This is a genomic window from Streptomyces sp. NBC_00984, assembly GCF_045162475.1.
Classification (GTDB): Bacteria; Actinomycetota; Actinomycetes; order Streptomycetales; family Streptomycetaceae; genus Streptomyces.
The window spans coordinates 756,064-783,058 of record NZ_CP108734.1; the positions used below are offsets into that span (position 1 = coordinate 756,064).

Genomic DNA, 26,995 nt, shown 5'->3' on the forward strand with positions numbered 1-26,995 from the left:
TTCTCCTCGGTGTTCATGTGCGGCTGTCACCACGCATGGACCACTTGTCGAGCTGGGGCAGTCGGCCCAGCTTCCCGGGGTGCCAGGGCTCGGTGCCCCGGCTTTCGGACGCCGTGAACCCGCGTCCCAGCTCGTCGCAGAGGTACTGGACGACGAAGCGCCCGGTGGACGCGGCGCGGATCAGTCCGCCCATGCCGACCCACTGCCCGGCCATCGAGAATCCGCTCAGACCGGGCAGGCGCATGCGGTCCTTTCCGACCAGCTCGGCCGCGATGTCGTCGGCCTCGGAGAACGCCTTCCAGGCCAGGATGGAGCCGTCGTGGTTGCCGGTGTAGCGCCGGGTGGTCGCCGGGGACGCGACGTCGACCAGCTCGATGCGCTCGCCCACTCCCGGCATCCGCTGTTCCAGGAATCCCCTGACGAAGTCGGCCACTTGGCGCTTCTTCGCGCGGTATTCCTTTCGGTCGGCGGCGCGCAGCTCCTTCCAGTACGCGAAGTCGCTGAAGTAGGTGCAGTGGACGACCGATCTGCCGGGCGGGGCGAATCCGTCCGAGTAGTCGGAGCGCAGCTGGACCACCACACTGCTCTGGAGCGCGCCGGGCAGTTGTACGGCGTCCTCGGGGGTGAGCAGATACGTGGTGCTGTGGGGCCGGCCGGGGCCCAGCTCGCCCCTGATCCCGACGAAGGCGGAGACCACCGCGGGGAACAGGGTGCCGGGGCGGTGCAGCAGTTCGTTGTACAGCTTGTCGATCCGGGGGCCGGTGAACCGGCCCTGCAGAAGTCCGTGGATCGTGGTGTGGCCGTCGCAGGCGGAGACGACGTGGTCGGCGTAGTACCGTCTGCCGTTGCGCAGTTCGATCCCGACGGCGCGCCCGTCCTCGACCAGGATCCGTTCGACGCGTGCCCGATAGCTGATCCGACCGCCCAGCGATGTGTAGCGTTCCTCGATCGACCGGGACAGGCCCAGCGAACCTCCTTGCGGGAAACCGGCGTTGTGGTGGTGGGCACCGGCCATGTTGAACAGGTACGGGAGGAGCGGGAAGCCCTCCGGGTCCTGGAAGAAGATGTTGCGGAACGCCCGGCGCAGCAGCGGGTCCTGGAACCGGTCGGCGAATTCGTGCATCGGCGTCGAGGCCGTGCGCCAGAACAGCCGGAACGCGGGCAGGACGGTGCGCAGCAGCGCCGCTCTCTCGCGTACGGTCCGCAGGGCGGGTGCGGTCAGGAACGGGTACAGCTCGATGTCGATGAAGCGGCGCAGGTCGCGGCAGAACGAGCGGATCAGCCGGGCGTCGGCGGGCGAGACTTCGAGCAGGTGGCGTTCCAGCCGGTCCGGGTCGTTGTAGAAGGTCACGGAACGGCCGGTCTCGTCGACGACCCGGTTGAACATCTCGAAGTTGGTGATGGTCTTGCCGTCGAGCGCCCCCAGTTCGCGCCACACCTGGTTGGCCTCGTTGCCGTCGGCCGTGCCGATCAGCCACTCGATGCAGTAGTCGAAGATGTAGCCGTCGCGCGACCAGGCCGTGCAGCAGCCGCCGGGCAGCACGTGTCTCTCGAAGATGCGGGAGCGCATCCCGTTCATCTGCGCGTAGCACCCGGTGGACATTCCCGCGACGCCGGCGCCGATGACGATGACCCGGGGGCCGCCGTCTCCCGCCAGGTCACGGGTGCTCCACTCGTCCTCCGCCTCATCGGACATCGGTGCCGCCGTTCTGGAGGATGCCGCGCACCAGATCGGCGTTGCGGGCCGCGTGCTTGGGGTCGAGCATGTCGGCGTGGATCCCGGAACCGCGCAGCACGGCCGTGGCCGTGATCGAGCTGCCGTGCCAGGTGCCGCGCGCGTCGGCGGCGTAGAGATCCGTCTTCTCCTCGTCGGTGACCACGCTGACGGTCGCGGAGACCGTTCCCAGGTTCGGTGTGCGGCCGCAGAAGGCCAGGTACTCCGCGGCGTGATCGAGGGTTTCGCGGGCGACGGCGTCCGATCCGGTGTGCTTGCGCAGGTGTTCGGCCAGTTCCGCCTCGAAGAACTCGATGTGCTCGGGGCCGGGTACGTACGGTTCGAGGATGCGGTGCGAGTCCAGCACGATCACATGGGCGACATCGCGTCCCCGGCCTTCGAGTTCCTTGGCCACCTCGAACGCGAGGTTGCCGCCGAGCGAGTAGCCGAGCAGCAGGCATCTGCCCTCGGGCCGGTGGGACTCGACGAGGTCGGCGTAGTGGGCCACCTTGTCCGGGCCGGGGACGTAGTTGAAGGCGATCAGCCGGTACTCGGGCAGTTTGGCGGCGAACTCCCGGTAGACGAGTCCGTGGCCGCCCGCCGGCGGGAAGGAGAACACGGTCCGTTCCTGATCGCTGTTGAAGCTGAGGCAGGGCAGGTCGTCGAAGTCCGAGCCGGTGGCGATGCGCTCCAGCGACGCGGCCATCCCGTGCAGGGTCGTCACCCGGTACAGCAGGCTGACGGGGATGCCGACGCCGTACTCCTTGCGCAGCCGGTGGATCAGCTCGATCAGTTTGATGGAGCTGCCGCCGACCTCGAAGAACTCGTGCGTCAGGCCGACCCGCTCCAGTCCGAGCAGTTCCTTCCAGTGCCGGGCCATGCTCACCTCGAACGGTGTGCGCGGCTTCTCCTCGGGCTCGTCGTCCGCGTCGAACCGGGGTGCCGGCAGGGCGGCGGTGTCGACCTTGCCGTTGGCGGTCAGCGGCAGTTCCGGCAGGGTGACGAAGTGCGCCGGAACCATGTACGCGGGCAGCCGGTCCGCGAGGTGCCGGCGCAGGGCGCGCCGGTCCGGTGCCGCCCCTTCGGCGGGTACGCAGTAGGCGCAAAGGACGTCCTCGCCCCGGGCGTCGGGGCGCACCGTGACGACCGTCCGGGTCAGTCCGGGCCACTGGGCGAGGTGTGCCTCGATCTCGCCGAGTTCGATCCGGTGGCCCCGGAGCTTGATCTGGTCGTCGGCCCGGCCGAGCAGATGGACCCGGCCGTCCGCGTCCCAGCGTGCCGCGTCACCGCTGCGGTAGAGGCGTACGGGGCCCGCACCCGGCTCCCGGCCCAGGGTCCGGGTGACGAAGCGCCGGTCCGTCAGCGCGGGGTCGCCCGCGTAGCCGAGCGCGACGCCGTAGCCGCCGATCCACAGCTCGCCCGGCACGCCGGGCGGCACCGGTTCGCCGTGCCGGTCGAGCACATGGAGCGTGCTGTTGCCCAGGGGCCGTCCGATCGGCACCGTCCGCCCGGGTTCCAGGTCGTCGACGGGTCCTTCGAAGCAGGCGCTGTCGATGGTCGCCTCGGTGACCCCGTAGGAGTTGATCAGACGGGTTTCCGGGCCGCACAGTTCCTGCAGCCTCCGGTACTCCCCCACCTTCCACACATCGGATCCGACGACCAGCAGGCGCATGAAGTCCAGTCGCAGTCCCCGGCGTTCGCAGTGGTCCATGAGGCCGCGTACGACGGCGGGCACGAACTCCGCGCAGTCGACGCGCTCCTGGCGCATCGTGGTGTACAGGCGCTCGGTGTCGAAGAGCAGATCGCGGTCGACCAGCACCAGGTTGCCGCCCGAGCAGAGCGCGCGCACGACGTCTCCGGTGAAGACGTCGAACGACGGGGCGGCCATCTGGAGGTGCACCCGGACGTCGCGGTCAAGCCGGTACTCCTGGAGCCAGGCTCCGTACGCCGAGGCGAGATTGCGGTGGCTGACCCGCACGGCCTTGGGGAGGCCGGTCGAACCGGAGGTGTGGATGATGTACGCGGGCACGTCGGGACCGACAGGGTCCTCGGCGCCGGAGCCGGTCCCGCTCCGGTCGTCCGCCGCGGGCGCCGCTTCACGCAGTTCCCGCAGCGTCAGCGTCCGGGCCGGCAGCTCCGCCATCCGGTCGCGGCAGGCGTCGTCCTCGGCCACGACGAGGGTGGCACCCGCGGCGCGTACGGTGTGGGCGACGCGGTCGGCCGGGTGGTCGGCCGGGATCGGGAGATAGGCGCCGCCGGCCTTGAGGACCGCGAGCAGTGCGACGACGAGGTCGGGCGACTTGTCCAGGCAGAGCGCCACCACCGACCCGGCACGGACCCCGAGCCCGCGAAGGCTCCGGGCCAACTCATCCGACCCGCGGTCCAGCTCCGCGTACGTCAGCCGGTGGGCCGGCCCGTGGAACGCCGGGACCGTGACGGCCACCGCGTCCGGGCAGCGGGCGGCGGTCTCACCGATCAGCCGGTGCACCGGGCGGAAGTCGTCCGCCTCGCCGTCCCCCGCCCCCGCGGGCAGGGCGGTGCGCCCGGCACCGCTCCACTCGCCGACCAGCCGCTCGCGCTCCTGGGAGCCGAGCATCTCCAGCTGGGAGACGGGCCGGTCCGCCGGAGCCCGGGTCATGCTGTCGAGCAGTTCGGTGTAGTGCGATGCCATCCGCCGCATGGTCTCCGGCAGGAACAGGTCGGTGTTGTATTTCAGGACGCAGTGGAAACGGCGCTCCGCCTCGTCCTCGTACACCGACAGCGTCACATCGAACTGCCCCTCTTCCTCGGGAAGTTCGATGTACTCGAGCCGATAGCCGTACTTCTCGGTGGCGACCTTGTGGGTGAGCAGGATGAACATGGCCTGGAACACCGCGGAGCGGCTGGGGTCGTGCTGGAGCCCCAGCTCGTCGACCAGCAGGACGAACGGGTACTCCTGGTTGTCCAGGCCACCCAGCACGGTGGTGCGGACCTCTTGCAGCAGTCGGGCGACCGAGGGGTCGCCGGACAGATCCGCGTGCAGCGGGAGCGGGTTGACGAAGTAGCCGTAGACGGAGGCGAATTCCTGCTCGGTACGGCCGGTCACCGGGCTGCCCACGATGACCTGGTCCTGGCCGGAGTAGCGCTGCAGCAGCACGTAGTAGGCGCTCAGCAGCACCATGAACGGGGTCACGTCGTGCTCGCGGGCCAGGGCATGCACCCGGGCGGTGAGCGCGGTGTCCAGTACGAAGAACTCCGAGGCGCCGTTGTGTGTCTGCACGGCGGGACGGGGCTTGTCGACGGGCAGTTCCAGGGTCGGGACCTCGGCCGGCAGGTGCGAGCGCCAGTAGTCGAGCATGCGCGGCGCCGCGGGTCCGGCCAGGAAGCGGTTCTGCGCGTTGAGGAAGTCCAGATAGCGGGCGGTGACGGGCGGCAGCGAGGGGGCCTGGCCCTGGCGCAGCCCCTCGTACACCGCCAGGAGCTCCTCGATGAAGGTGAACGTCGAGATCGCGTCGGAGACGATGTGGTGCACCGCCTTCATGATCACCCAGCGGTCGTCGGCGCGCTTGAAGAGGCGGAACCGGAACAGCGGGTCGTGCTCCAGGTCGTACGGCCTGCGGTACTCGGCCACGATCGTGCGGTGGATGTCCTCCCACTCCTGGTCCTGCACGTCGAACAGCTCGACGTCCGCGCTCGCCTCCGGCGACACCTGCTGCAGCGGAACGCCGTCCACCGTGAGGAAGTTGGTACGCAGGGCGGGGTGCCGTGCCACCAGACGGCGGACAGCCTCGAACATGAGGTCGGGATCGAGTGCGACCCGGACCTCGACCGCGCCGCCGATGTTGTACGCGTAGCCCTCGGGATTGAGCTGCCTGAGGAACCACAGGGCCTTCTGGTTCTGCGTCAGCGGGTGACGGAGTTCGTCCTCGAACACCTCCACCGCGGCCGTTTCGGCACCGACGGCCTCGTGGGCGACCAACTCGGCCAGGGCATCGTGGAGTTGGGTGATCAGCTCGACGACGGGCGTTCCGCTGAGCAGCGCCACCACGGGTGGCGCGACGCCGAGCTCGGAGCTGATCCGGGCGCGCAGCTCCATCGCCAGGAGCGAGTCGAGTCCCAGCGCGTTGAGTCCCGCCTGCGGATCGATCCGGTCGGGGCCTGTCCGCAGCACCGAGGCGGTCAGCGTGATGAATCGCCCGGTCACCAGGGACAGACGTTCCGCCGGGTCCGCGTCGCGGAAGGTGTCGAGGATGCCCTCGCCCGGCCCGGTGGCCGTTCCGGCGGGGGCCGCCGCCGCCAGATCGGTGACCAGTGAGGGCGGTGACGCGTACCAGGCCAGGAAGACCGGCCAGTCGACGACCGTGGCGACGAGCAGCTGGGCGCGGTCCTGGCCGATGACGCGTTCCAGCACGGCCATGCCGACGTCCGGTGCGAGCGAACTCATCCCCCGGTTGTGCAGGTAGTGGTCGACGAGTCCCAGCTCTTCGATCATGCCGGTGGCCCACGGGCCCCAGTCCACGCTCAGTCCCGGCAGCCCGAGTGCCCGGCGGTGCTGGGCCAGCGCGTCCAGGAACGCGTTGCCCGCGGCGTAGTTGGTCTGGCCCGCGGTGGTCAGCAGAGAGGCGATCGAGGCGAACAGAACGAAGTGGTCCAGCGGTTCGTCCCGAAGGTGGCGGTGCAGGAGGTACCCACCGACGGCCTTGGGGTCGTGCGCCTCGGCGAACGTCCGACGGTCCATGTCCTCGACGAGGGTGTCGCGGACCTGACCGGCGAGATGGAACACGCCTCGGACGGGCAGCGGATCGGTGCGCCGATGAGCATCCAGCCAGGACGTGAACGCGGCTTCGTCGGTGATGTCGAGCGGTGCCAGGACAACCCGTGCCCCGAGCGCCTCCAGCTCCTTGACGAAGGCGGTGGCACGGCCTTCGGCGCTGCCGGAGTCCAGGTCCCGCCAGGCGGAGCGCTCCGGCAGTGCGGTGCGTCCGATCAGGATCAGGCTGCGCGCCCCACGGCGGACGAGCGTGCGGCAGAGCAGTCGGCCGAGCGCTCCGAAGGCACCGGTGACCAGGTAGTTCGCATTGGTGCGCAGGCGCAGCGGAAGGGGGTGCGTCAGCTGTTCGGCCTGCCGGATCCGGCTGGTGAGGCGAGCCGCGCCACGCAGCGCGATCTCCTCCTCGTCGTCGGTCAGGAGCTCACGCAGCAGCGCCCGTGCCTCGGCCCGGCGTCCCTCGTCGCTCCGCGCGCCGGGATCCAGGTCGATCAGCTTGCCGGGGTGGGAGAGCAGCTCCTGGTGTCTGAGCACCCGGCCGACTCCCCACGCGGGCGCTCCCAGCGGCTCGACGGTCTCGCCCGGCTCGACGTTCTGCGCGCCGCGGGTCACGATGTGCAGCCGGCCGGCCGACTCGCGGCGGAGCAGCGTCCGGGCGAGGGCGATCAGCGAGTAGGCCCCGGTGCCGCTGTGCCGTGCGAGGTCCTGCGGTGAGGCGTCGGCGATGTGGGGCAGGTCGAGGTTCCACAGATGCACGATGGGGCCGACGGGTCCCCCGCCACCGTCTGCGCCGTCCCTGTGCTCGTCCAGGTCGGCGAAGAGCCGCTCCAGGTCCGTGACGGACCCCGGTTCGACCGTGAACCCGCTGCCTTCGCCGCCTTTTCGGTACGTGTCACCCGGGCGCACCAGCTGGCAGCGCTCGCCGCGTGCGGCGAGCAGTTCGCTCAGGGCGTCGCCGACGCCCTGGCGGTCCGCGAACACCAACCAGTCGCCGCCGGTGGACACGGGGCTTGGGGAGTCGGGGCCGACTCCGCCCTCGTCCGCGGCGGGATCGAAGGGGCTGTCGATCCACGCGGTCTCGGCCAGCCAGGAGTCGATCGTGCCGAGGCCGACCGTGGTGGACGCCTTCTCCACGTCGGCTGCGCGGAAGCCATGGATGCCGCCGAGGGGCTCACCGCCGTCCGCGTACACGGCCATGTCCCCGACGAGCTCGTCCGCGTCGCCGCGGGTCACCGTCGCGTGCACCCAGATCGGCCGGTCTCCCACCGGGGCGAGGCACAGCTCGTCGATCGACAGGGGCAGGCGGATCCCGGAGGTCTGCCGTTCCGATTCGTCCGTGCCGTAGAGGCCGGCTTCGGTCTCGGTTTCGTTTTTGTTTTCGGGCAGCTGTGTCGTCAGCAGCGACTGGAAGCAGGCATCGAGCAGCACGGGATGGATGTGGTGTCCGGCCGCGTCGTCGCCGATCGCCGCAGGCGGACGGAGTCGGGCGAGGACCTCTCCGGAACCGATCCACACCTCTTCGATGGCCCGGAACGCGGGCCCGTAGTGGTAGCCCAGGGCGGCGAGCGCCGCGTAGCAGTCCTCGCCGTCCAGCCGTCGCAGGGCGCACGCCCGGAGCGCTTCGGTGTCGGCGGGGCGCCCGGCCGGGCGCGGCTGCCCCGAGCGCACGACGCCGCTGGCGTGCACCGCACGGCCGCCCTCCTCCTGCCCCGCCGACGCGATGGTGAACGCCGCGTTCTGCGAGGAGAGGGTCAGGCGAACGGCCCGGTCCTCGCCCTCGGGCAGGAACAGTGCCTTGCGGAACTCGATGTCCGTCAGCACGACATGGGTGCCGCCGGTCAGGGAGCGGACCGCCTGCGTGGCCATCTCCAGGTACCCCGCTGCCGGGAAGACCACTGTGGACTGGATGCGGTGGTCCTCGAGGTAGGGCAGCCGCTCGGTGTCCAGCGTGGTGTGCCAGGTCGGCTCGGTGTCCACGGTGCGGCGGCCCAGCAGAGGATGGTCGGCGCGGCCGAGGCGGACCTGGGCGACGGGTGCGGGCTCCGTCCAGTAGCGGTCGCGCCGCCACGGGTAGCGGGGCAGGATCACCGGACTGCCCGCCGGGTGCAGGGTGTCCCAGTCGATGGGGACGCCGAGGTTGTGCAGCTCCGCCAGCGAGGCGGCGAAGCGCTCCGGTTCGTTCTCCTGGCGGCGGATCGACGGAAGGGTCCGCGCGGCCGTCGCCTTGCCTTCGAGGCACTCGCGGATGGAGTGGCCGAGCACCGGGTGCGGGCCGATTTCCAGGAAGAGTCCGTACCCGTCGTCGGCGAGCCGGTCGACGGCGGAGCGGAACCGAACCCGGTGGCGGACGTTCTCCCACCAGTAGTCCGCGTCCAGTTCGCTGCCGTGCGCCGTACCTTCCTGCCCGGTCAGGTACACCGGAACCTTCGCCGCCCGGGGGGCGAGACCGTCCAGCGAGGCCAGCAGTTCGTCCTTGATCGCCTCCATGCCCGCGCTGTGGTACGGAACCTGCACCGTGAGGAACTTGGCGAAGATCTGCTCGGAGCGCAGCCCGTCCGCCAGCTCGGCCAGTGCCTCGCGGTCGCCGGCCAGTGTGACCGCCGAGGGGCTGTTGACCGCGGCCACGGACACCCGGTCCCCGAACGCGGCCGCCCGGTACTGCGCCTCCTTCTCGGGCAGGCTCACGGCGAGCATGGTGCCGGTGCCGGTCAGCTTCTGCTGGAGCCGGCTGCGGTGCACCACCACGCTCACCGCGTCCTCCAGGGTGTAGACCCCTGCCTCGTAGAAGGCGGCGACCTCCCCGGTGCTGTGACCGACCACGGCGTCGGGCCGCACTCCGTACTGGCGCCACATCGCCGCGAGGCCCACCTGGACGGCGAAGTTGGCCGGCTGTGCGAGCCATGTCTCGCCCATGCGCGATCCGGCTTCGTCGGCCCTCATCTCCTCGAGCAGGGACCAGCCCGCGATCGAGCGGATGGCCCGGTCGCAGCGGGTGACCGCGTCCCGGAACACCTCGTCGCCCTCCAGCAGCTGGCGGCCCATCCCCCACCACTGCGGCCCCATGCCGGTGAAGACCCAGACCAGCCCGCGCTGTTCGGCTTCGAGCTGCCTGCCGTGGACGACTCCCGGGTGCGGTTCACCGCGCTGGAAGGCGGCGAGTGCCTCGTCCAGTCCGGCCCGCGAGGAGTACACGACAGAGAGCCGCGACTCCAGGTGCTGACGGCGGTGGGCCAGTGTGTGGCCGAGGTCGGGCAGCGACACCCCCGGCCCGTGGACGCCTGCCAGCTCGCGGCGGATGCCGGACACCAGCTCCGGCAGGGCTTCCGGGACATGGGCGGTCAACGGGAGGAGATTCCAGGCTCGTTGGCCGGGCGCGGCCGGTGGTGCGTCCCTGTCCGGTGCCTGTTCCAGCACGACGTGCGCGTTGGTGCCACCGAATCCGAAGGAGTTCACCCCGGCCCGTGCGGGTCCCTCGTGTTCGGGCCATGCGGTCGGCTCGGTCGGGATGCGGTACGGGGAGGAGCTCTGGTCGATGGCGGTGTTGAGCTGCTCCAGGTTGATGTGGGGCGGGATGAGGCGGTGCTTGAGGCAGAGCACGGTCTTGATCAGGCCGGCGATGCCCGCCGCCGCTTCGGTGTGCCCGATGTTCGTCTTGACCGAGCCCACGTAGCAGGGCGCGTCCGGTCGGCGGCCCACGGCCAGCGCCCGGCTGAGTGCGTTCGCCTCGATCGGGTCGCCGACGGGCGTGGAGGTGCCGTGCGCCTCCACGTACTGAAGGTCGCCGGGTGTGATGCCGGCCTCGCCGCAGACGCGCCGGATGAGGGAGACCTGGGCATCCGCGTTGGGCACGGTGATGCCATTGGTCCGGCCGTCCTGGTTGACGCCCGCGCCGAGGACCACCGCGTGGATGGGGTCGCCGTCGCGCAGGGCGTCGTCCAGTCGCTTGAGCGCGACCAGACCGACGCCCTCGGCCCGTACGTAGCCATTGGCCGCGGCGTCGAACGCACGTGAACGGCCGTCGGGCGAAAGGAATCCGCCCTTCGTCTCGGCGATGGTGTACTGCGGCGCCATGTGCAGCAGGACGCCACCGGCCAGCGCGAGATCGGTCTCCCGTTTGTTGAGGCTCTGGCAGGCGAGGTGCACCGCCACCAGGGAGGAGCTGCACGCGGTGTCGATCGACAGGCTCGGTCCGCGGAAGTCGAAGCAGTACGAGAGACGGTTCGAGACCATCGTCATCATGGTGCCGGTCGCGGTGTGGGCGGCGAGTGACGAGAAGCTCAGGTCGGAGAATTGAAGGATCTTGTAGTCCAGCGTGAACGCGCCGACGAACACGGCGGTGTTGCTGCCGGCGAGCTCCGCGGGCCGCTGGCCGCCGTCCTCCAGTGCCTCCCAGGCGACCTCCAGCAGTTTGCGCTGCTGAGGGTCCATGTGGTCGGCCTCGCGCGGGCTGATCCCGAAGAAGGCCGGGTCGAACTCGTCGAAACCGTCGATGTATCCCCCGCGACCGCCGATCAGGCGTCCGGGTTTCTCCTTGTGTCTGCTGCCGAGGCTGCCGACGTCGTAGCGATCGACCGGTGTCGGTGTGATGCAGTCCTTGCCCTCCATGAGATTCTGCCAGTAAGCACGATGGTCCGACGCACCGCCGGGCATTCGGCACCCCATGCCGATGATCGCTACTTTGTCGCTCACAGAGGCACTGTTCACGTCGGGCAAGGCTGTACTCCTAGATCGTGGCGCCGCGGCACGGCATGGAAGGGCAGTTCAGGCAGAACCGGTCCCGGGCCCCTTCGCACGGCTCAAGGGGTGAAGAAGGCTGGAAACGATCTCCCCCGTACGGGGGAAGGACGCGGGATCGCCCAGGCCGATCGCGACCGGTTCGCGGCCGGGCCGCCAGGTGTAACTGCCGAAGAAGTGGTCCCAGATCGACAGGTCCGAGCCGTAGTGGCCCGCCTCGGACAGATCGGTGCTGTGATGCAGGCGGTGCTGTTCGGGGCTGGCGAGCACATGGTTGAGCCGCCCGATGCGCACGTCGATGTTGGCGTGGACGAAATAGCCCTGAGCAGCCACGAAAAGGCCCACCACGAACACGGAGTCACGGGAGAACCCGACCAGCACCAGAGCCAGCTGAACGGTTCCCTGCGCGAGAACGATATCGAGGACGTGATTGACACCATTACTGGCGACGTTGACCTTTTCCGGCACATGGTGCACACCATGCAGTCGCCACAGTATCGCGTTGGTATGACCGAGCCGGTGCACCAGATAACTGGCCAGTGAACCGGTCAGCAATGCAGCGGGTATTTCCGTCCAGAGATTGAGCGTCGACTCGTTCGGCGACACCACGGAGACGACCGCGGAAACCAGATATTGCGCAAAGGCGCTGGCCACCATCGTCAACAGGAAATAGACCCCGTACCAACGCCACTCACCGGCGCTCGGGTGCCAGGCCCACCGGTGCGGAATCAGACGTTCGAGCACGGTGAGATAAGAGATGACGCCCAGCAGGAAGAGCGGGCTCACACGGTCGGGATCCCAATCGAGACACAACGCCGCAGCGGCCACCGAAACCGTGCTCGCCAGCAGAAATGGGTACGCCGACACACGCAGGACAGCGCGCACGGACGGTACCGGCACCACTTTTCCCCGGACCCGACGGAAATTCACCTCCGGATCACCGCCGGGCAGCGGTTCACAACTTTCCACTCACAGCACCCTTACGAAAGGAACCAGCACGGAGCAGTGCACAGAAGGGTGCACGGACCGTGAAAGAGAAACTGAATACTAACCGCGGACGCGCGTGACCGGCACACCGGACGTCATCTGTCACGCGCGAGGAGGATGGACTGAAGGATGATACGAGCCGCCTCATGGGCCCCGCGAACCCGAGTGTCGTCACCGGGGGCCGCCCTACTTATTTTTCCCCGATCGGCTACCTCAACCGTCGAATTCAAGCCTCGTGGCGATACGCTGCGGCGAGCATGGCGAGAATCGCGGGTGACACCCCGACCATTCAGGATGCCATGAATATGAATTATCAGTAATATCAATTAGCTTTTTCGATTTTTCGAGCATCTGCTCCCGGATCGACAGGAACACCTGTGCAACGGACCTCGCCCTCACGCCCCGTGCTGACCAGCACGGCGATCACAGCGGCGCTGCTCGTCGCAGTGGCGGCCGCCCCGCTCTCCGCGGCTGCGACGAGTCCCGGCGGTTCGGCCCGGCGACCTCCCCTGTTCCCCGTGGCCGAGCTCTCCGCCCGGCTCATCGCCACCGGTGACCTGGTCGCCGCGGCCACGTGGGGCACCGGAAGCCCGGTCGACGACCCCGCCAGGGAACAGCGGGTACTGGACTCCCTGGCCGAGCAGGCCAGGAGGCTCGGAGCGGACCCACGGCTGACGAGGCTGGTCTTCCGGGACCAGATCGAGGCGAACAAGGCGGTGCAGCGCGGGTTGCACCGGCTGTGGCGGGACCGGCCGTCCGAGGCACCCACCGAGCGTCCCGGCCTCGACGAGGTGCGCAAGGAGGTCGACCACCTCAACAAGGCACTCGTCCGGGCCGTCGCCGACGCGGCACCGTACCGCCGCTCCGCTCCACTGTGCCGCGTCGCACTCGCCGCCTCGGCGGAAGGCGTGAGCCACGAGAGGCGCCTCGACGAACTGCACGCGGCCGCGCTGGCCGATTCCTTGACGTCCGTCTGCGGAGCGTCCACCGGCGCGCCGGACAAGCGAGGGGTCTGAAATACCCAGCGAGCAAAGGGTGTTGATGGCGGCCGGTCCGCACGCCGGCGGATTCGCGCGGCCGGGCACAAGCCACCAGAGCCGGCCCTGTGATGTGTTCGCGGCCGGGCGCACAAGTCACCAGGGCCGGTCCTGCGGTGCGATCACAGCCGGGCGCTCAAGTCATCAGAGGCCGGTCCTGTGGTGCGATCGGGGCCGGGAGCACCGTGGAGCCGGTCAGGTAGCGGTCCGTCGCGGCGGCGGCGGACCGTCCCTCCGCGATGGCCCACACCACGAGGGACTGGCCGCGCCCCGCGTCACCGGCGATGAAGATCCCGTCCGTGCTGGTACGGGCCGCCCGCCCGGACGGCTCCGCCGTCTCGGCCCCGAAGCCCGCGTTCCGGGCGAAGTTGCCCCGGTCGTCCAGCGTGAGCCCGAGCTGCCTCATCAGCCCCGTGCCGTGTTCGGGGCCGTAGAAGCCGAGGGCGAGCAGCACCAGATCCGCCGGAATCCCCCGCTCGGTCTCCGGACGCGGCCTTCTGGCCTCGGGTTCCACTTCCGCGAGGCGCAACGCGTGCACCCGCCCGGACCGGTCGCCCTCGAAGCGGAGGGTGGCCGAGGAGAAGACCCTCGGATCGGCGCCCTTCCGCCCCCGCGCCTCCTCATGGGCGTGGGATATCCGGTAGACCTTCGGATACGTGGGCCAGGGCTCGTTGTCCCGCCGGGTGTCGCCGGGCTCCGGATTGATGTCCAGCTGCACCACGGAGGCGGCCCCCTGGCGCAGTGCGGTCCCCATGCAGTCCGAGCCGGTGTCCCCTCCCCCGATGATCACCACGTGCTTGCCCTCGGCAGTGACGACAGGCGCGTCGCAGTCGCCCTCGGTGACCCGGTTGGCCAGGGTCAGATAGTCCATGGCCTGATGGATGCCGCACAGCTCGCGGCCGGGGACGGGCAGCTCCCGTTGGCCTCGCGCACCGACGGCGACGACGACCGCGTCGTGTCGCTCGGCGAGCTCGGCGGCGTCGAGGTCGCCGCCTATGTCCACCCCCGTGCGGAATTTGGTTCCCTCCGCCCGCATCTGCTCGATGCGGCGGTCCAGGTGGCGTTTCTCCATCTTGAACTCGGGGATGCCGTAGCGCAGCAGTCCGCCGATCCGGTCGGCACGCTCGTAGACGGCGACGGTGTGGCCGACTCTCGTGAGCTGCTGCGCCGCGGCCAGACCCGCCGGCCCGGAGCCGATGACGGCGACGGTCTTCCCGCTGAGGCGCTCCGGCGGTCGCGGTGACGCGTACCCGCGTTCCCAGATCTGGTCGGCGATGGCCTGCTCGACGTTCTTTATGGTCACCGGGTCGGCGTTGATGGTCAGTACGCAGGCGTCCTCGCACGGGGCCGGGCACAGTCGCCCGGTGAATTCCGGGAAGTTGTTGGTCGCGTGCAGCCGCTCGGCCGCGGCCCGCCAGTCCGACCGCCTCGCGTAGGTGTTCCACTCGGGGATGAGGTTTCCCAGCGGGCAGCCGCTGTGGCAGAACGGGATGCCGCAGTCCATGCAGCGCCCGGCCTGCTCGGACACGAGGGGGAGCCGCGCCTGTCCCGCGTAGACCTCGTTCCAGTCGCTCAGCCGTTCCTCGACGGGGCGTGCCGGGACGGGTCGGCGGGGGAATTTGAGGAAGCCGTGTGGGTCGGTCATGGGCCGCCTCGATCGCTCATTCGCGGTGTACAGGCGTTTTTGCCAGCCTACGCCTGCTTTGTCCGCCGGCCACCATGCCGATGACCCCCTTCGGTCCGATCGGAAGGGTTACCGGCTGGTCACCCGGCGGTGCATTGCTGGTATGGACATGACCAATTGCCCTGGCTAGTCTCGAAGTTGGTCTAGACCTAGCGGGGTGGAGCGCGCCCTCCCCACTCGTCTCGCAGCGCCCCCACACCTCCCTCAGGAGCGAAGCATGCGCAGAAGGATGACCTCGTTCGTTCTCGGCCTCGGAATCGCCGGAGCCTCCCTCCTCGTCACCACCGGCAGCGCCCAGAGCCACGGCTACACCGATGCTCCCGTCAGCCGTCAGCAGCTCTGCGGCGACGGCACCGTGCGCAATTGCGGCCAGATCCAGTGGGAGCCGCCGAGCGTCGAGGGCCCGAAGGGTTTCCCCGCCCGCGGCCCGGTCGACGGCACGATCTGCGCCGGCGGCAACGACCGGTTCTCCGAGCTCGACGACCCACGCGGCGGCGCCTGGCCGGCGACGCAGGTCACCGGCGGGCAGAGCTACACCTTCCGCTGGCGCATCACGGCCCGGCACGCCACGACCGACTTCCGCTACTACATCACCAAGGACGGGTACGACCCCGCCAAGCCCCTCACCCGGGCCGACCTGGAGCCGCAGCCCTTCCTGACCGTGCCCTTCGGCGGCCGCCTGCCGGCATCCACCGTGACCCATGCCGGGGTCCTGCCGCAGAAGTCGGGCAAGCACCTGATTCTCGGCGTCTGGACGATCGCCGACACCGGCAACGCGTTCTACGCCTGCTCGGATGTCACCTTCTGAGTCGGGTCCGCATCCCGCACGACTTCCGCCACCCGGGGTGGTGGGCCCACCACCCCGGGTGGCGGAGGTCGTCCGGCGGCGTCCTGTCCGACAAGGGCCTCGGCGATCTGGCGGGTGGTCTGTGGGCGCGGCGGGCGGGTACCGGCCATCACAGCGTGCCCGGCACTCGCCCGTCCACCCGTTTCCCGACCGGCCTCGCTACGGCGTTGCCGCTGCGACGCCGGTGACAGGGCCCTCGACGAACACCGGTGACGGACCGGCCTCCAGGGGGAAGCGGCCGTCCGTCGGTTGCCTGACGGAGCGTCGGCCCCAGGAGTCGACCAGAGTGACCGGGCCGGTCGCCGACACCGTGAGGTTGCGGGCGGTGGTGGCCCACACCACGCGGGTCGTGCCGCCGCCGGTGAAGCGGACGGAGTAGGCCGGTGCGGTCAGGCCGTCGTTCCCCTCGTACGTCTTGCCGCCGAGCATCCGGGCCACCACGGCCTGGGCGACCGCGGCCGGTTTGGGTGCGTTGGCGGTGACCGAGACCGGGTTCGCGGTGGTGGCCGTCACGGGCTGCCGGAGCATGCCGAAGTTCTGTTCCTTGTTGGCGGGGTCGCTGCCGTCGTCGACCAGGTCGTACCAGTAGACCCGGGTCACACCATTGGCCAGGCCGATGGCGTAGAGCCGGATCAGGTTGTCGGCCTGCTGGCGCTCGGTGGTGCCGTGACCGGTGTCGGTGGGCCAGCCCATCTCGCTGAGAACGATCGGCTTGTCCTTGCCGTCGTTGGCTGCGCGGATCCGCTGCCGCAGGCCGGCGATGGTGTCGCCGGAGCTGCCCAGCCACTCCGGTCCGCCCGGGTAGTGGTAGGGGTGGACGCTGTAGGCGTCCATCGCCTTCAGTCCACCGCGGTCGATCAGGTCCGGCGCGAAGCACTTGGTGCCGTCGGCGTGCACGCAGTTGCCGATGCCGATGGTGGCCGGGCCGACGACCGAGGCGCCCGGGTCCGCGGCCTTCACGGCCTGGTGGACCCCTTTGAGCACCTCCAGGTAGCAAGCGGCGCTCGTCCCGCAGGCGCTGTTGTTGAAGGTGCCGCCGTTGTACTCGTTGAGCACCTCGACGTCGCTCCGGTCGTACTGCTTCAGCACCGCCGCGGCGAACTTCCCGAAGGCCGCGATGCCTTCGGGGCTGCTCGGCGTATGACCCTTGTCGTACAGGGGGTTGGCGCCGTTCGCGATGACGAGCGGGGTGATGCCCAGCGCGCGGGCACGTGCCATTTCGGTGGAGAAGGCAGCCGGGAAGGTGTAACTGCCCTTCGCGGTCTCGAACCGGTCCCACCAGGCGTCCTCGCGGATGTGCGCGATGCCTGTCTTCCGTGCCTCGTCCAGCACATCGAGGCCCCAGCCGGCGCGTCCGATGTGCACGGCGGCGCCGAACGGCGAGGCCGGGGCGATCACACCGGCCGGCACCGGTTCGATGACGGCGAACGAGGTGCGCAGGTCGGTCGGATCGGTGGAGGAGCCCGCGTGCAGGGCGAGTTCGAAGTAGCCGGGGGCGAGGTCGGCGACGGGGATCGTGGCCTTCCCGCCGGACAGCCAGCTGGTGCCGCCGCGCACCCGGGTGCCCTGTTCATCGGTGACGGTCCAGGAGACCGAGGCCGCCGAGGAGCCGAACTCCACGGCGCCCTGGCCCCGTTGGAAGATCAGGCTCGGCGAGTTGACCGACAGGGTGTGCGTCGCGGCGGGGGCGGACGGGGGGAGGGCCACGATCAGGGTCAGTGCGAGGGCCGGCGCGAGAGCGAGAGCCGGCACGCGGGCAACGGGTGAGCGCCGTCGTAGACCTGCCCGGTCGCGGCGCCGGGAGCCGGTCGCATCGCCCGTGCCGATGGAGGTGTTGGTCATGGTGGTTTCGCCCTCTCGCTGCTGATTCGACGTGCCGGTTGTCGGGAACGACGGCCGGTGGGCGTCGCATGTCGCGGCGCCCACCGGCCGGGGCAGGTCAGCGGGTCAGCTGTACCTGCTGGTAGCGCACCAGCTTCCAGTTGTTGAGCCCGTCGCCCCAGGTCTGCCATCCGTCCAGACCGAGCGAGCGGTAGTTGTCCCGTTGCACACCGTCGTTCTTGTTGACGGTCAGGGTCAGCGAGAACGAGGGGTCCTCGGGCGACAGCGGGGCGATCCGCTTCCACGGCACGGCGACCAGGTAGGTCGTCGTCCCGGCCTCCTCGTCGCGGGCCACCCGGACATCGGCACCTTCCACGGATCCCACCGGGTAGTCCTTCGGCAGGGATTCGACGAAGACACCCGGCCCCTCCGTCACGGTGTCACCTGCGTAGAGCATGTACCACACGGCCCCCCAACGCCCCAGCCCCTCACCGGGTTTGCCCGGCTGGACCCCGATGCCGATGCTGTCGCCGGCGGGCAGCCAGGCCACCTTCTGTGCCGTCCGGTGGTCCTTCTCCCGGACGACCGCGGATACGTAGAGGTTCTTGTCGTCCCAGGTCGCCCACATGTCACCGTCGGCGACGGAGGGTTCGATGCCGTTGTACGAGCCGACTTCGGAGAGGTCCACCTTCGGGGCGTTCCCCAGACCGGTGAGCTTGCCGTCCACCAGGTGCGGGGTGGCCCTGGCGATCGGGCTGAAGCCGAAGGAGTCGCTGTCGTGCGCGGTGCGTCCGTCCGTGAATCTCGCGGTCACCCCGACGGGCTGTACGGCGTAGGGGGAGGCTCCGTCGACGGTGGCGCGGAAGGTGCGGGTGGCGAGCGGCGGGACGGTGCCGCCGTCGCCTGTGCCGCGGCCCGCGATGGTTCCGCTGCGGTCGCCGAAGGACCAGTCGATCCCGGTCACCCGGACCGGCGCGTCCGGCGAGTGGTTGGTGACGGTCACCGCCAGCCGGTCGGTGCGGGCGGCGCCCTGCACCGACATCTCCGGGGACACGTCGACCGTCACCGGCTGCGTCGTCACCTCCGTGCCGGTCGCGACCGCGCCGGCCCGCTTCCCGTCGAGGGTGACCGCCGCGGCCAGGCCACGACTGCCGGGCGTGTCACCGGCCGGGACCTTCAGCACGGCGCCGGCCCGTCGGCCGGGCGCCGCCGAGACGGTGACCCGCCGGCCCTCGATCTCGAAGACCGCGGTGCGCTTGTGTGTCGATGCCCCCTCGCCATGGCCCGTGGCGCGGTTGTCGAGTGTGGCGGTCACCGGAACGTCCGCGCCCGCCGCGATGTTCTTCGGTGCGGACAGCGAAAGCAGCGGTGACTCCTCCACCTTGTCGACCGCGGCCCGCAGATAGACCGGGGCGCCGGTGGCCGTGAGGTGCACCCAGCCGTTCACCGGCTCCAGCACCCGCTCCGAGCCGAGCATGTCCACCACGGTGACCGGCTTCCCGGTCCGCACTCGGACCGGTTTGCCGGTGCGGTCACTGCTCCACAGGGCCGTGGTGACCGAGCCGTCGCCGGGCGAGCCGGACGCGGACCTGAATGTGTACGCGTGCAGGTCGCTGTCGCCGGTGCGCAGCCGTCCGGTGAACGCCGCTTCGGTCAGTTCGCGGGCGACGGTGGAGTAGGCGAGGTAGGCGGGCTTCGGGTTGAGCCCGTTGGCCTCCGGGCCCGTCTTGCGCAGCAGGCCGAAGTTGTGTTCCCCGTTGCTCGGCCCGTTGCCGTCGTTGATCAGGTCGTACCAGTAGTAGCGGGCGACGCCTGCGGCCTTGGCCTCCAGCAGGGCTCGTGCGGTGGCCTGTGCCTGGGTCTGCTCGCTGACGCCGATGCCGTCCCGGTCGGCGGAGGTCCAGCCCTGCTCGGTGATCCAGATCGGGAGTTCCCTGCCGTCGTTGTACTGACGCATCAGCCGCTTGAGGCCTGCGATGTCGAGCTCGACGCCCTCGGGGTCGCCCGGGGCGCGGTAGGGGTGGACGGAGATCGCGTCCATGTGCTTGAGCCCGCCGAGCTTGAAGAGCTCCTCGAACCAGTCCAGGGGCACCTTGAACGACGAGGCGCCGACCACGGTGACCTTCGGGTCGGCGGCCTTGACCCCCGAGTACGCGGCGGCCAGCATCCTGGCGTAGCACTTCGCGCTCTGCGAGCACACGCCATTGGAGAAGCCGCCGTAGTACTCGTTCCAGACCTCCAGTGACTCGATCCGGCCACCGGCCTTCTCCGCGACCTGTCCGGCGTACTTCCCGAATGCCTGGTACGCCTCGTCGGTGCTCGGGATGTTGCCGTAGTCGGAGTTGCCGAAGCCCAGCAGCATCAGGCCGTTCTGGCCGCGTGCGCCGAAGTCCGCGGTGACACGTTCGCTGGCCTCGGGCCATTGGTACTCGCCCTTGGGGTGCTCGATGCTGCTCCAGTAGACGGAGTCGACGCGCAGTGCGTCGGCACCGGCACGGGCGGCGAGCCCGGTGCTGTCGTCCCAGGCGTCGCCGGGGGCGGAGCGGTGGTGGTGGTTGACGCCGAAGAAGGAGTCGGTGGTGCGCTTCGGATCGGGGCCGGGGTGCTGCACCGCGAAGCCGGCCGTACGGGCGACCGGGGCGCCGTCCGCGGCGGTCCCCCGAAGCGTCAATGTGTAGTAGCCGACCGGGAGTTCACCGGCATCGACGGCGCCCTCGCGGGTGGCCGGGTCGATGGCCGCGGCGCCCTGCCGCACGGTGCGGCCCCGGTAGTCGCGGACGCTCCAGGGCACGGTGCGGTCGCGGGCGGAGAGGACTCCGAAGCTCGCCCGCGCGCCCGGGTCGAAGAGGTTGCCCGGGGTGGTCACGTCGATCCGTACGTCATCGGTGTCGACCGGGGACGGGGCGAAGGCGTAGCGGGCGAAGCAGACCGGTTTCTCACTGGATCCCATGTCCTGCGCCCAGGAGGCGATGCGCATGTCCCGGCCGTACTGCCCGCCGGCGAACGCCCCGTCGGGGATGTAGAAGTGAGCGGTCTTCCAGGTGTTGGTGCCGGTGGTCTTCACGATCCGTGAGGTGCTCCACGGGTTCGCGCCCGCGTCGTAGACCAGCGCGAACTTGGCACCGGGCGCGTCGAAGTAGTCGATGTCGACGGCCGCGTGGTTCGCCCCCTCGTGCTTGAGGCGGGCGTCCACGGTGACGTACAGGTACTGGCTGGGGCGGCCGGGGCCGATCTCCCAGCAGTCGCGGTCGCCGTACGTCTTGACGTTGGCGCTCGCCTCGTCGCTGCCGGGAGACGCGTCGATGGTGGCGCCTTGGTCCTCAAGTGTCTTCCCGAACACGGCGGTTGCCGAGTCGTCGGTGCGCGTGGCGATGGATCCGGCTCTCTCTGCGGAGGCGGCGGCCGGGCCGAAGGCCAGCAGGCCCAGCAGTATGGAGAAGGCCACCGCCGCGCGGGACAGGCGTCTGCGTGGTCGATGTCGCATGGCGTGAAACTCCCTGATCATCGGGCGCGGGGGGCTGCGCGGGATCTCTGCGGAGAACGTGGACGGACTGAGCCCGATGCGGCTCCGGGCCGTTGCGCAACCGCTTGCTCAAACGCGGCACAGACTGGTCCCGCAAACAGACCCTGTCAAGGGTTCGCACAGTAACCGACGTAATCGCACAAGCAGTTGCGCACCATGGATAGGCTGATGCCATGTCGGAACGAGGCAGGGTCACACTGAGCGATGTCGCGGCGGTCGCCGGGGTGTCGCTCTCCACGGCGTCGAGGGCGTTGAACGGCGGCGGCCGGGTCTCGACGGCGACGCGATCACGCATAGCCGAGGCGGCGCGCAGGCTGGACTTCCGCCCCAACGCCCTGGCGCAGTCCTTCGCGTTGGGGCGGAGCCGGACGATCGGCATTCTCGCCCAAAATGCCCGGGGAGCCTTCACCGAGCCGGTACTGGTCGGGGCGTTCACCCATCTCGGCAGCCGGGAACAGGCCTGCCTCCTCTACGACACGAGTTTCGACCCGGACTCGATGGCCGACAGCATCCGCAGGCTGCAGGCCCGGCGCGTCGACGGACTGCTGGTGCTCGGCGACGACCTCCGGGCCGAAATGCGGTCCGTCACGGCCGAGTTCTCCGTTCCGGTCGCCTACGCGTTCGGGCTCACCGACCGGGCGGGTGACTCCTGCTACGTCCCCGACAGCCGGATGGCCGGCCGGCTGGCGGGCGAGCACCTGCTGTCGCTGGGCAGGCGACGCATCGCGCACATCACCGGCGAGGCGGCCGACACCGCCACGACGGGACGTGAGCAGGGGCTGCTGTCTTCGCTCGCCGAAGCCGGGCTCTCCCCCGCGACCGGCACGCTCGGGGGCGACTGGAGCCGGGCCTGGGGGGTCACCGCCTGTCGCCGGCTGATCGATTCCGGCACCCGGTTCGACGCCGTCTTCTGCGGCAACGACCAGATCGCGCTCGGCGTGGAGTCGGTCCTGCTGGAGTCGGGAAGGCGGGTCCCGGACGATGTCGCACTGGTCGGCGTGGACAACTGGGAGTACGTGATCAGCGGCCAGCGCACCCGCCATCTCACCACCGTCGACATGGGGTTGGCCGCGCTGGGCGCCGCCGCAGCGGCCCAGGTGGCCGACGGGCGCGACGCTCCCGGGATGCACGCCCACCCGTGCACGCTGGTGGTCGGCGCGACGACGGTCGGGGATCAGGCCGGGACCTGAGCCGCTTCGGCCCCGACTGTCCCGCGGTCATTCGGCGGCGGCGAGTCGGGCCTGCGGCTGGACGGTGACGAGCGCGATGCCCCCGCAGCACACCGCGAGGAGCAGCAGCTCTGCGGGAGAGGGCGCGGGCGCGGTGTCCAGTGCCCAGTCGCCCAGCCGCACGGTGAAGGGAACGGCCAGTTGCACGGCGGCCGTGAAGACCGGCCCGCGGAGCAGGATGAGCCGGTGCTGCACGAGGTAGGCCGGCGCGTAGACGGCTGCGCCCAGCACCACTGTGCCGCCGATCGCGGCGGGTGTCGGCGGATGGGCGATCAGCGCGGGCAGGGCCATCGGGAGCAGCAGACAGGTGGCGGCGGCGAGCAGCACGGGCAGCACTGCGAGCGGTGGCAGCCCCGACAGCCGCTTCCGATACAGGAACCCGTACACGGCAAAGGCCACGGTCGCCGCCGCCACCAGCAGCAGCAGCCCCATGCCGTCCGCATCGCCCGCGTCCGCACCGAGCGCCGCGTATCCGGCGGCCGCCGCGCAGGCGAGTGCCGCCCCCGCCACCTTGCGCGGTCCGGACCGTTCGCCGAAGAACATCGCGCCGACCGCCACCGAGGCGCACGGCATCAGCGCGACGACGAGATTGGTGAGCGAGGTTCCGATGCGCGGGATGGCGAGGAGGGTCCCTGCCGCGTACCCGGCGAATCCGAGCAGGCCCAGCAGCCATACGGTGCCCGGCCTGGCGGCGGCCCGGCGCAGGTCGGCCCGGCCGTCGGCGGTGGATACGGCGACGGCGGTGAGCACCGCGCAGCACACGGCGGTTCGGCCCACGGCGACGATCAGCGGATCGGTCCCGGTGACCAGGGCGCCGGAGAGCAGCCAGGTTCCGGAGAGCAGCAGGACGAGGACGGCCGGCATCGCATGACCTTTCCGTGGGTGGCGGAGGAACGGGCGGAGGGTGCGGAGCCGTTCGCCGGCCGGACCGCCCGCGTCACCGAGGTGCCCATCGGCGCCATCGGCGTTGGGCGCACGCCCACTTGGCCGGAACGGTGAGCCGTGCGAAGAGCGCGACGACGCTGCGGCCGAGCTCGCTGATCCCGCACCGGCCCCCTCTGCACGGTCACTTTCCTGTAGGCGCCAACTATATCGACGGGCGCCGTCTCCACCAGGTCATGGGGGCTGCTCGTCCGCGTCACTCCGGCCAGGCGGAATCCAGGATGGTGTCCACGAAGTTGCCACGCTCGAACCCGGGTGCGTAACGCTCCAGGACATCGGCTTTCACATTGCCGAACGTGGTGTCCGGCTTGGGTTCGATGCCTTCGGTGAAGGCCCTGAGGATGCGCCGCTTGAAGTCGGGGCGGGGGTGGAGGGCGACGATCGCCGCACGGTCCGCTTCACTGATGTCGTCGTACCCGATGCCCAGTACGTCGTACTCCACACCGGCCGTCACCAGTGCGACCTCGGGCTCCATGAACGACGGGATTCCCGGCGTCGTGTGGAGTGCGATGGCCGTCCAGACGCGACGGATGCTGTCCTCGGGCACACCGCGGCCCTGCAGGAATCGCCGTGCCTCGTCGGCGCTGTCCACCTCGAACCGGCGCCCGCTGCCGCGGAATTCCTCGTTGAGCCCGAGATCGTGGAACATGGCTGCGACGTAGAGCAGCTCCGGGTCGAAGCTCAGCCCGCCGTTGTGTCCCTGGAGCCCGCCGAAGAGGTAGACGCGGCGGGAGTGGTGGTAGATCAGGTCGTCGGTCGTGTCACGCACCAACTGGGTCGCGGCCGAGGCCAGTTCGGTGTCGGGAACCGTCACGGTGGTGAAGGCGGGAAGATCGGCACTGCTGGGCATGGGAACTCCTTTGTCGTACGGCACTTCGGCCTCGTGGCCCCGGTTCCCCGGCGGGAAGCGGGTGGAACCCGGCGCGATCAGGCACCGGCCGCCCCATCCCTGTCCGCCGGGGAGAGATGGAGATGGGCCAGGTCGTGCGGGACCGGTCCGTCCGGTCGGAAGAGCGGCGCGCTCTCCCCGTCGGCCGCCGTGGCCGGCGCGTCCGTGAGGCGCAGGCGGGTGCGCAGCCGCCCGTAGAAGTCGTGCGGGCCGAGCCTGATGACCCGCAGACGGCGCGGTGCCGCGTACACCCCGAGCCAGTCCCCGGCGTCCAGCACGCCGCGCAGCTGACCGTCGATGGTCACCGCGCCCTGGCCCGAGTGCGGCAGGACCCGTACGGCGATCGGTTCGTCGGCCGCGGCGACCACGGTGCGGTCGAAGGTCATGTGCGCCGCCACGGGCGTGAAGAGTACGGCGTCCATGCGCGGTGAGACCACCGGACCGCCTGCGGCGAAGCTGTAGGCGGTCGAGCCGGTGGGCGTGGCCATGATGACCGCGTCGGCCGAGTACGAGGCAAGGAGGCGGCCGCCGATGTAGACGCCGAGGCTCACCTGCCGGTCGCGGGCGAGCTTCTCCACGACGACGTCGTTGAGCGCGGTGACGTCCAGCGCCACGCCCCAGCCCTCCGCCGCGGCCTCCTCGTCCAGGGCGACCTGGGGAGGCGGCAGCATGGGGCGCCGCCCGTAACCCATCAGGGCATCGATGTCCGGGGGCACTTCGAGTACGCGGGAGGCCCGCATGGTCAGGGTCATGCGCTCCTCGACCTCCGCCCGGCCCCGGTGGACGGCGTCGAGCGCCCGGACCACGTCGCCGGCCGGCACCTCGGTGAGGAAACCGACGCGGCCCAGGTCGATCCCGAGGACGGCGCCGTCGTTCTTGGCGGCGATCCTGGCGCCGCGCAGGAATGTCCCGTCGCCCCCGAGCGTCACGATGAGATCGGGGTTGCCCGCGACATCGGCCTCCTCGCGCCCGCCGCGCCTGCGTTCGTCGTCGCGCCACACGTCGATGTCCGTGCACGGGATGCCTTCGCGGGCACACCAACCGCGTACGACGCCCGCCGCGACGACGGCCTCGGGATGACCCTGGTGAACGACGACTCCGACCCGCTCGACACTCATCCCGCCACGACTCCCCGTGTTCCGACGACGCATTCACCCCACTGTGAGGGAATCAGGGGTGTGTCCGCCCGTCGCCGGGCCGACACCGCGCCCGGTCGGGCGATCGGGTCCGGTGACGGGCCCCGGATGGCCGGATCCAGGCCCTCGCACCGGGGCGTGGCGGGCGGCACGGGCGCGGCCCGCCGGCGGATGATCTCCACCGACGGGCCGGGCACCGCACGGAACACGTCCGGGTCAGGACTGCGCGTCCTCCGGAATGCTGACCAGCCAGCGGGTCTCCCGGCGGGGTCGCAGGTAGAGCGCCCAGTAGAGCGTGGCGACCGCGGTGATCCCGCCGGTCCACAGCAGGTACTCGGTCTCCTGCTGGGTCAGGATGTACGCCAGCACGGCGATCAGCAGCACGGGGATCGCGGGCCACAGCGGCATGCGCCAGGCCGGCGCCTCGCGGTGCGTGCCGCGGCGGCAGAGCAGGGCCGCGACGGCGACCAGCAGGTACATGGCGGTGACGGATACGCCGGTGACGCCGTACAGGGTGTCGAGGTTGACGAAGCAGAGCGCCGCTCCGGGAACGCCGACGACCAGGGTCGCGACCCACGGGGACCCGAACCGGCCGAGTCGGGACAGGGCATGGTTGATCGGCGCGGGCCATGCCTTGTCACGGGCGGAGGCGAACAGCACCCGCGAGTTCTGGATGACCATCACGATGCCCGCGTTGATGATCGCGAGGGCGACGCAGAGGCTGACGAAGGTACCGACGGCCGAGTTGGACCAGGCGGCGACCATGGTGTTGAGGTCGCCCGAGGTCAGGGCCGCCAGGTCCGGGGCGCCCAGCGTGATGGCGATGACCGGGACGAGGATGACCGCCGTGGAGATGGCGAGGGTGGCGAGCACGGTGCGGGCCACGTTGCGCCGCGGGTTCTCCAGCTCCTCCGAGAGGTAGACCGCCGTGGAGAAGCCCTGGGTGATGAAGAGCGCGATCGCGAGACCGGAGACCACCATCATCGCGGTGACGGTCGAACTCGTGCCGCCCGGCGAGGCGACCGACCCGTGCACCAGCGCCGACGCACCGCGCTCGGAGTGGGCGAAGCCGAGAACGGCGACGACACCTGCCGCGATCACTTCGAGGACGAGGAAGATTCCGGTGATCCACGCGTTGGCGCGCAGGTCGAGGAGGCCGGCGAGGGTGGCGAGCACCATGACGCCGGCACCCGCGACGGGGGCCGGAATGTGCACGATGGGTGCGAGGTAGTCGGCCGTTCCCATGGCGATGACCGGTGGCACGATCATCACGACCAGCAGCGAGAGCACGAAGACGAGCCACCCGGCGAGCCGCCCCGCCATGGTCGACACCATGGCGTACTCGCCTCCGGCACTCGGAATGAGCGTGCCCAGCTCCGAGTAGCAGAAGGCGACCGCGATGCAGAGCAGTGAGCCGATGGCGATCGTGAGGGCCGTGTACGTGCCGAGGCTGGAGAACAGGTCCGGGACGACCACGAAGAGGGTCGAGGCGGGCGTCACGCAGGAGAGCGTGAGCAGAGTTCCGCCCACGACGCCGATGGAACGCTTGAGCTTCTGTGGAGTGGGGCCGGTCGCTGGGGCGAGCGCCTGGGGAGCGCTGAGCGTTTCGGTCATCGTGCGGTTCCGATCAACAGGTGCGGTGTCTGAGCACGGGAGCGGTATCGCCTCCAGACGAGGACGTGGTGAGTGGTTTCGTCGCTCCCAG

General features: G+C 70.3%; 14 protein-coding genes. 4 read left to right on the top strand and 10 right to left on the bottom strand.

What is annotated here, in order from left to right:
- Window positions 1-13: 13 nt before the first annotated feature.
- The 3 genes from OG520_RS03170 to OG520_RS03180 form a co-directional block, all read right to left on the bottom strand.
- Complete coding sequence (locus OG520_RS03170; protein ID WP_406012086.1) at window positions 14-1,696, bottom strand: phytoene desaturase family protein; 1,683 nt, start codon at window positions 1,694-1,696, stop codon at window positions 14-16.
- Window positions 1,686-11,123 carry an amino acid adenylation domain-containing protein gene (locus tag OG520_RS03175; protein ID WP_406016411.1) on the bottom strand — a complete coding sequence of 3,146 codons (9,438 nt, stop codon included), beginning with the start codon at window positions 11,121-11,123 and terminating at the stop codon, window positions 1,686-1,688. Before OG520_RS03175 ends, OG520_RS03170 begins: the two co-directional genes overlap by 11 nt.
- 99 nt (window positions 11,124-11,222) lie before the next feature.
- Window positions 11,223-12,080, bottom strand: coding sequence for a sterol desaturase family protein (locus OG520_RS03180; RefSeq protein WP_406012087.1), 858 nt, complete (start codon window positions 12,078-12,080; stop codon window positions 11,223-11,225).
- Window positions 12,081-12,559: 479 nt separating this feature from the next.
- Here OG520_RS03180 and aroQ point away from each other — a divergent pair, with 479 nt between their 5' ends.
- Window positions 12,560-13,198 (top strand): gamma subclass chorismate mutase AroQ, encoded by a 639-nt coding sequence (gene aroQ, locus OG520_RS03185; protein WP_406012088.1) that lies wholly within the window; start codon window positions 12,560-12,562, stop codon window positions 13,196-13,198.
- 157 nt (window positions 13,199-13,355) lie between these two features.
- On the opposite strand, the gene OG520_RS03190 is transcribed toward aroQ, so the two are convergent.
- Window positions 13,356-14,864 carry a glutamate synthase subunit beta gene (locus OG520_RS03190; protein ID WP_406012089.1) on the bottom strand — a complete coding sequence of 503 codons (1,509 nt, stop codon included), beginning with the start codon at window positions 14,862-14,864 and terminating at the stop codon, window positions 13,356-13,358.
- 256 nt (window positions 14,865-15,120) lie between these two features.
- On the opposite strand from OG520_RS03190, the gene OG520_RS03195 reads away from it, so the two are divergent.
- Window positions 15,121-15,711: a lytic polysaccharide monooxygenase gene (locus tag OG520_RS03195; RefSeq protein WP_399330015.1), complete on the top strand. Its 591-nt coding sequence runs from the start codon at window positions 15,121-15,123 to the stop codon at window positions 15,709-15,711.
- Window positions 15,712-15,909: 198 nt separating this feature from the next.
- Here the strand turns inward: OG520_RS03195 and OG520_RS03200 are convergent, their stop codons facing one another.
- A complete protein-coding gene (locus tag OG520_RS03200) occupies window positions 15,910-17,592 on the bottom strand; it encodes a hypothetical protein (RefSeq protein WP_406012090.1) in 1,683 nt (560 codons plus the stop codon).
- Window positions 17,593-17,689: 97 nt separating this feature from the next.
- Complete coding sequence (locus OG520_RS03205) at window positions 17,690-21,055, bottom strand: glycosyl hydrolase (protein WP_406012091.1); 3,366 nt, start codon at window positions 21,053-21,055, stop codon at window positions 17,690-17,692.
- A 212-nt stretch (window positions 21,056-21,267) separates the two neighbouring features.
- On the opposite strand from OG520_RS03205, the gene OG520_RS03210 reads away from it, so the two are divergent.
- Entirely contained in the window at window positions 21,268-22,284 is a 1,017-nt protein-coding gene (locus OG520_RS03210) for a LacI family DNA-binding transcriptional regulator (RefSeq protein WP_406012092.1), read from the top strand.
- 27 nt (window positions 22,285-22,311) lie between these two features.
- On the opposite strand, the gene OG520_RS03215 is transcribed toward OG520_RS03210, so the two are convergent.
- Window positions 22,312-23,187 (bottom strand): EamA family transporter, encoded by an 876-nt coding sequence (locus OG520_RS03215; RefSeq protein ID WP_406012093.1) that lies wholly within the window; start codon window positions 23,185-23,187, stop codon window positions 22,312-22,314.
- 3 nt (window positions 23,188-23,190) lie between these two features.
- Here OG520_RS03215 and OG520_RS03220 point away from each other — a divergent pair, with 3 nt between their 5' ends.
- Window positions 23,191-23,322 carry a hypothetical protein gene (locus tag OG520_RS03220; RefSeq protein WP_406012094.1) on the top strand — a complete coding sequence of 44 codons (132 nt, stop codon included), beginning with the start codon at window positions 23,191-23,193 and terminating at the stop codon, window positions 23,320-23,322.
- Between the two features lie 139 nt (window positions 23,323-23,461).
- Here the strand turns inward: OG520_RS03220 and OG520_RS03225 are convergent, their stop codons facing one another.
- The 3 genes from OG520_RS03225 to OG520_RS03235 all read right to left on the bottom strand — a co-directional run bounded on the left by OG520_RS03225 (window position 23,462) and on the right by OG520_RS03235 (window position 26,904).
- Window positions 23,462-24,115 (bottom strand): HD domain-containing protein, encoded by a 654-nt coding sequence (locus OG520_RS03225; RefSeq protein ID WP_406012095.1) that lies wholly within the window; start codon window positions 24,113-24,115, stop codon window positions 23,462-23,464.
- A 77-nt stretch (window positions 24,116-24,192) separates the two neighbouring features.
- Window positions 24,193-25,272: an NAD(+)/NADH kinase gene (locus OG520_RS03230; RefSeq protein WP_406012096.1), complete on the bottom strand. Its 1,080-nt coding sequence runs from the start codon at window positions 25,270-25,272 to the stop codon at window positions 24,193-24,195.
- A 234-nt stretch (window positions 25,273-25,506) separates the two neighbouring features.
- Entirely contained in the window at window positions 25,507-26,904 is a 1,398-nt protein-coding gene (locus tag OG520_RS03235) for an APC family permease (RefSeq protein WP_399330008.1), read from the bottom strand.
- Between the last annotated feature and the right edge of the window lie 91 nt (window positions 26,905-26,995).

What these genes read in the sequence shown, in the direction of transcription:
- OG520_RS03170 (WP_406012086.1), bottom strand. Translation starts at nt 1,696, where the DNA reads ATGTCCGATGAGGCGGAGGACGAGTGGAGCACCCGTGACCTGGCGGGA.
- OG520_RS03175 (WP_406016411.1), bottom strand. Translation starts at nt 11,123, where the DNA reads ATGGGGTGCCGAATGCCCGGCGGTGCGTCGGACCATCGTGCTTACTGG.
- OG520_RS03190 (WP_406012089.1), bottom strand. Translation starts at nt 14,864, where the DNA reads ATGACCGACCCACACGGCTTCCTCAAATTCCCCCGCCGACCCGTCCCG.
- OG520_RS03195 (WP_399330015.1), top strand. Translation starts at nt 15,121, where the DNA reads ATGCGCAGAAGGATGACCTCGTTCGTTCTCGGCCTCGGAATCGCCGGA.
- OG520_RS03200 (WP_406012090.1), bottom strand. Translation starts at nt 17,592, where the DNA reads ATGACCAACACCTCCATCGGCACGGGCGATGCGACCGGCTCCCGGCGC.
- OG520_RS03205 (WP_406012091.1), bottom strand. Translation starts at nt 21,055, where the DNA reads ATGCGACATCGACCACGCAGACGCCTGTCCCGCGCGGCGGTGGCCTTC.
- OG520_RS03210 (WP_406012092.1), top strand. Translation starts at nt 21,268, where the DNA reads ATGTCGGAACGAGGCAGGGTCACACTGAGCGATGTCGCGGCGGTCGCC.
- OG520_RS03215 (WP_406012093.1), bottom strand. Translation starts at nt 23,187, where the DNA reads ATGCCGGCCGTCCTCGTCCTGCTGCTCTCCGGAACCTGGCTGCTCTCC.
- OG520_RS03220 (WP_406012094.1), top strand. Translation starts at nt 23,191, where the DNA reads ATGACCTTTCCGTGGGTGGCGGAGGAACGGGCGGAGGGTGCGGAGCCG.
- OG520_RS03225 (WP_406012095.1), bottom strand. Translation starts at nt 24,115, where the DNA reads ATGCCCAGCAGTGCCGATCTTCCCGCCTTCACCACCGTGACGGTTCCC.
- OG520_RS03230 (WP_406012096.1), bottom strand. Translation starts at nt 25,272, where the DNA reads ATGAGTGTCGAGCGGGTCGGAGTCGTCGTTCACCAGGGTCATCCCGAG.
- OG520_RS03235 (WP_399330008.1), bottom strand. Translation starts at nt 26,904, where the DNA reads ATGACCGAAACGCTCAGCGCTCCCCAGGCGCTCGCCCCAGCGACCGGC.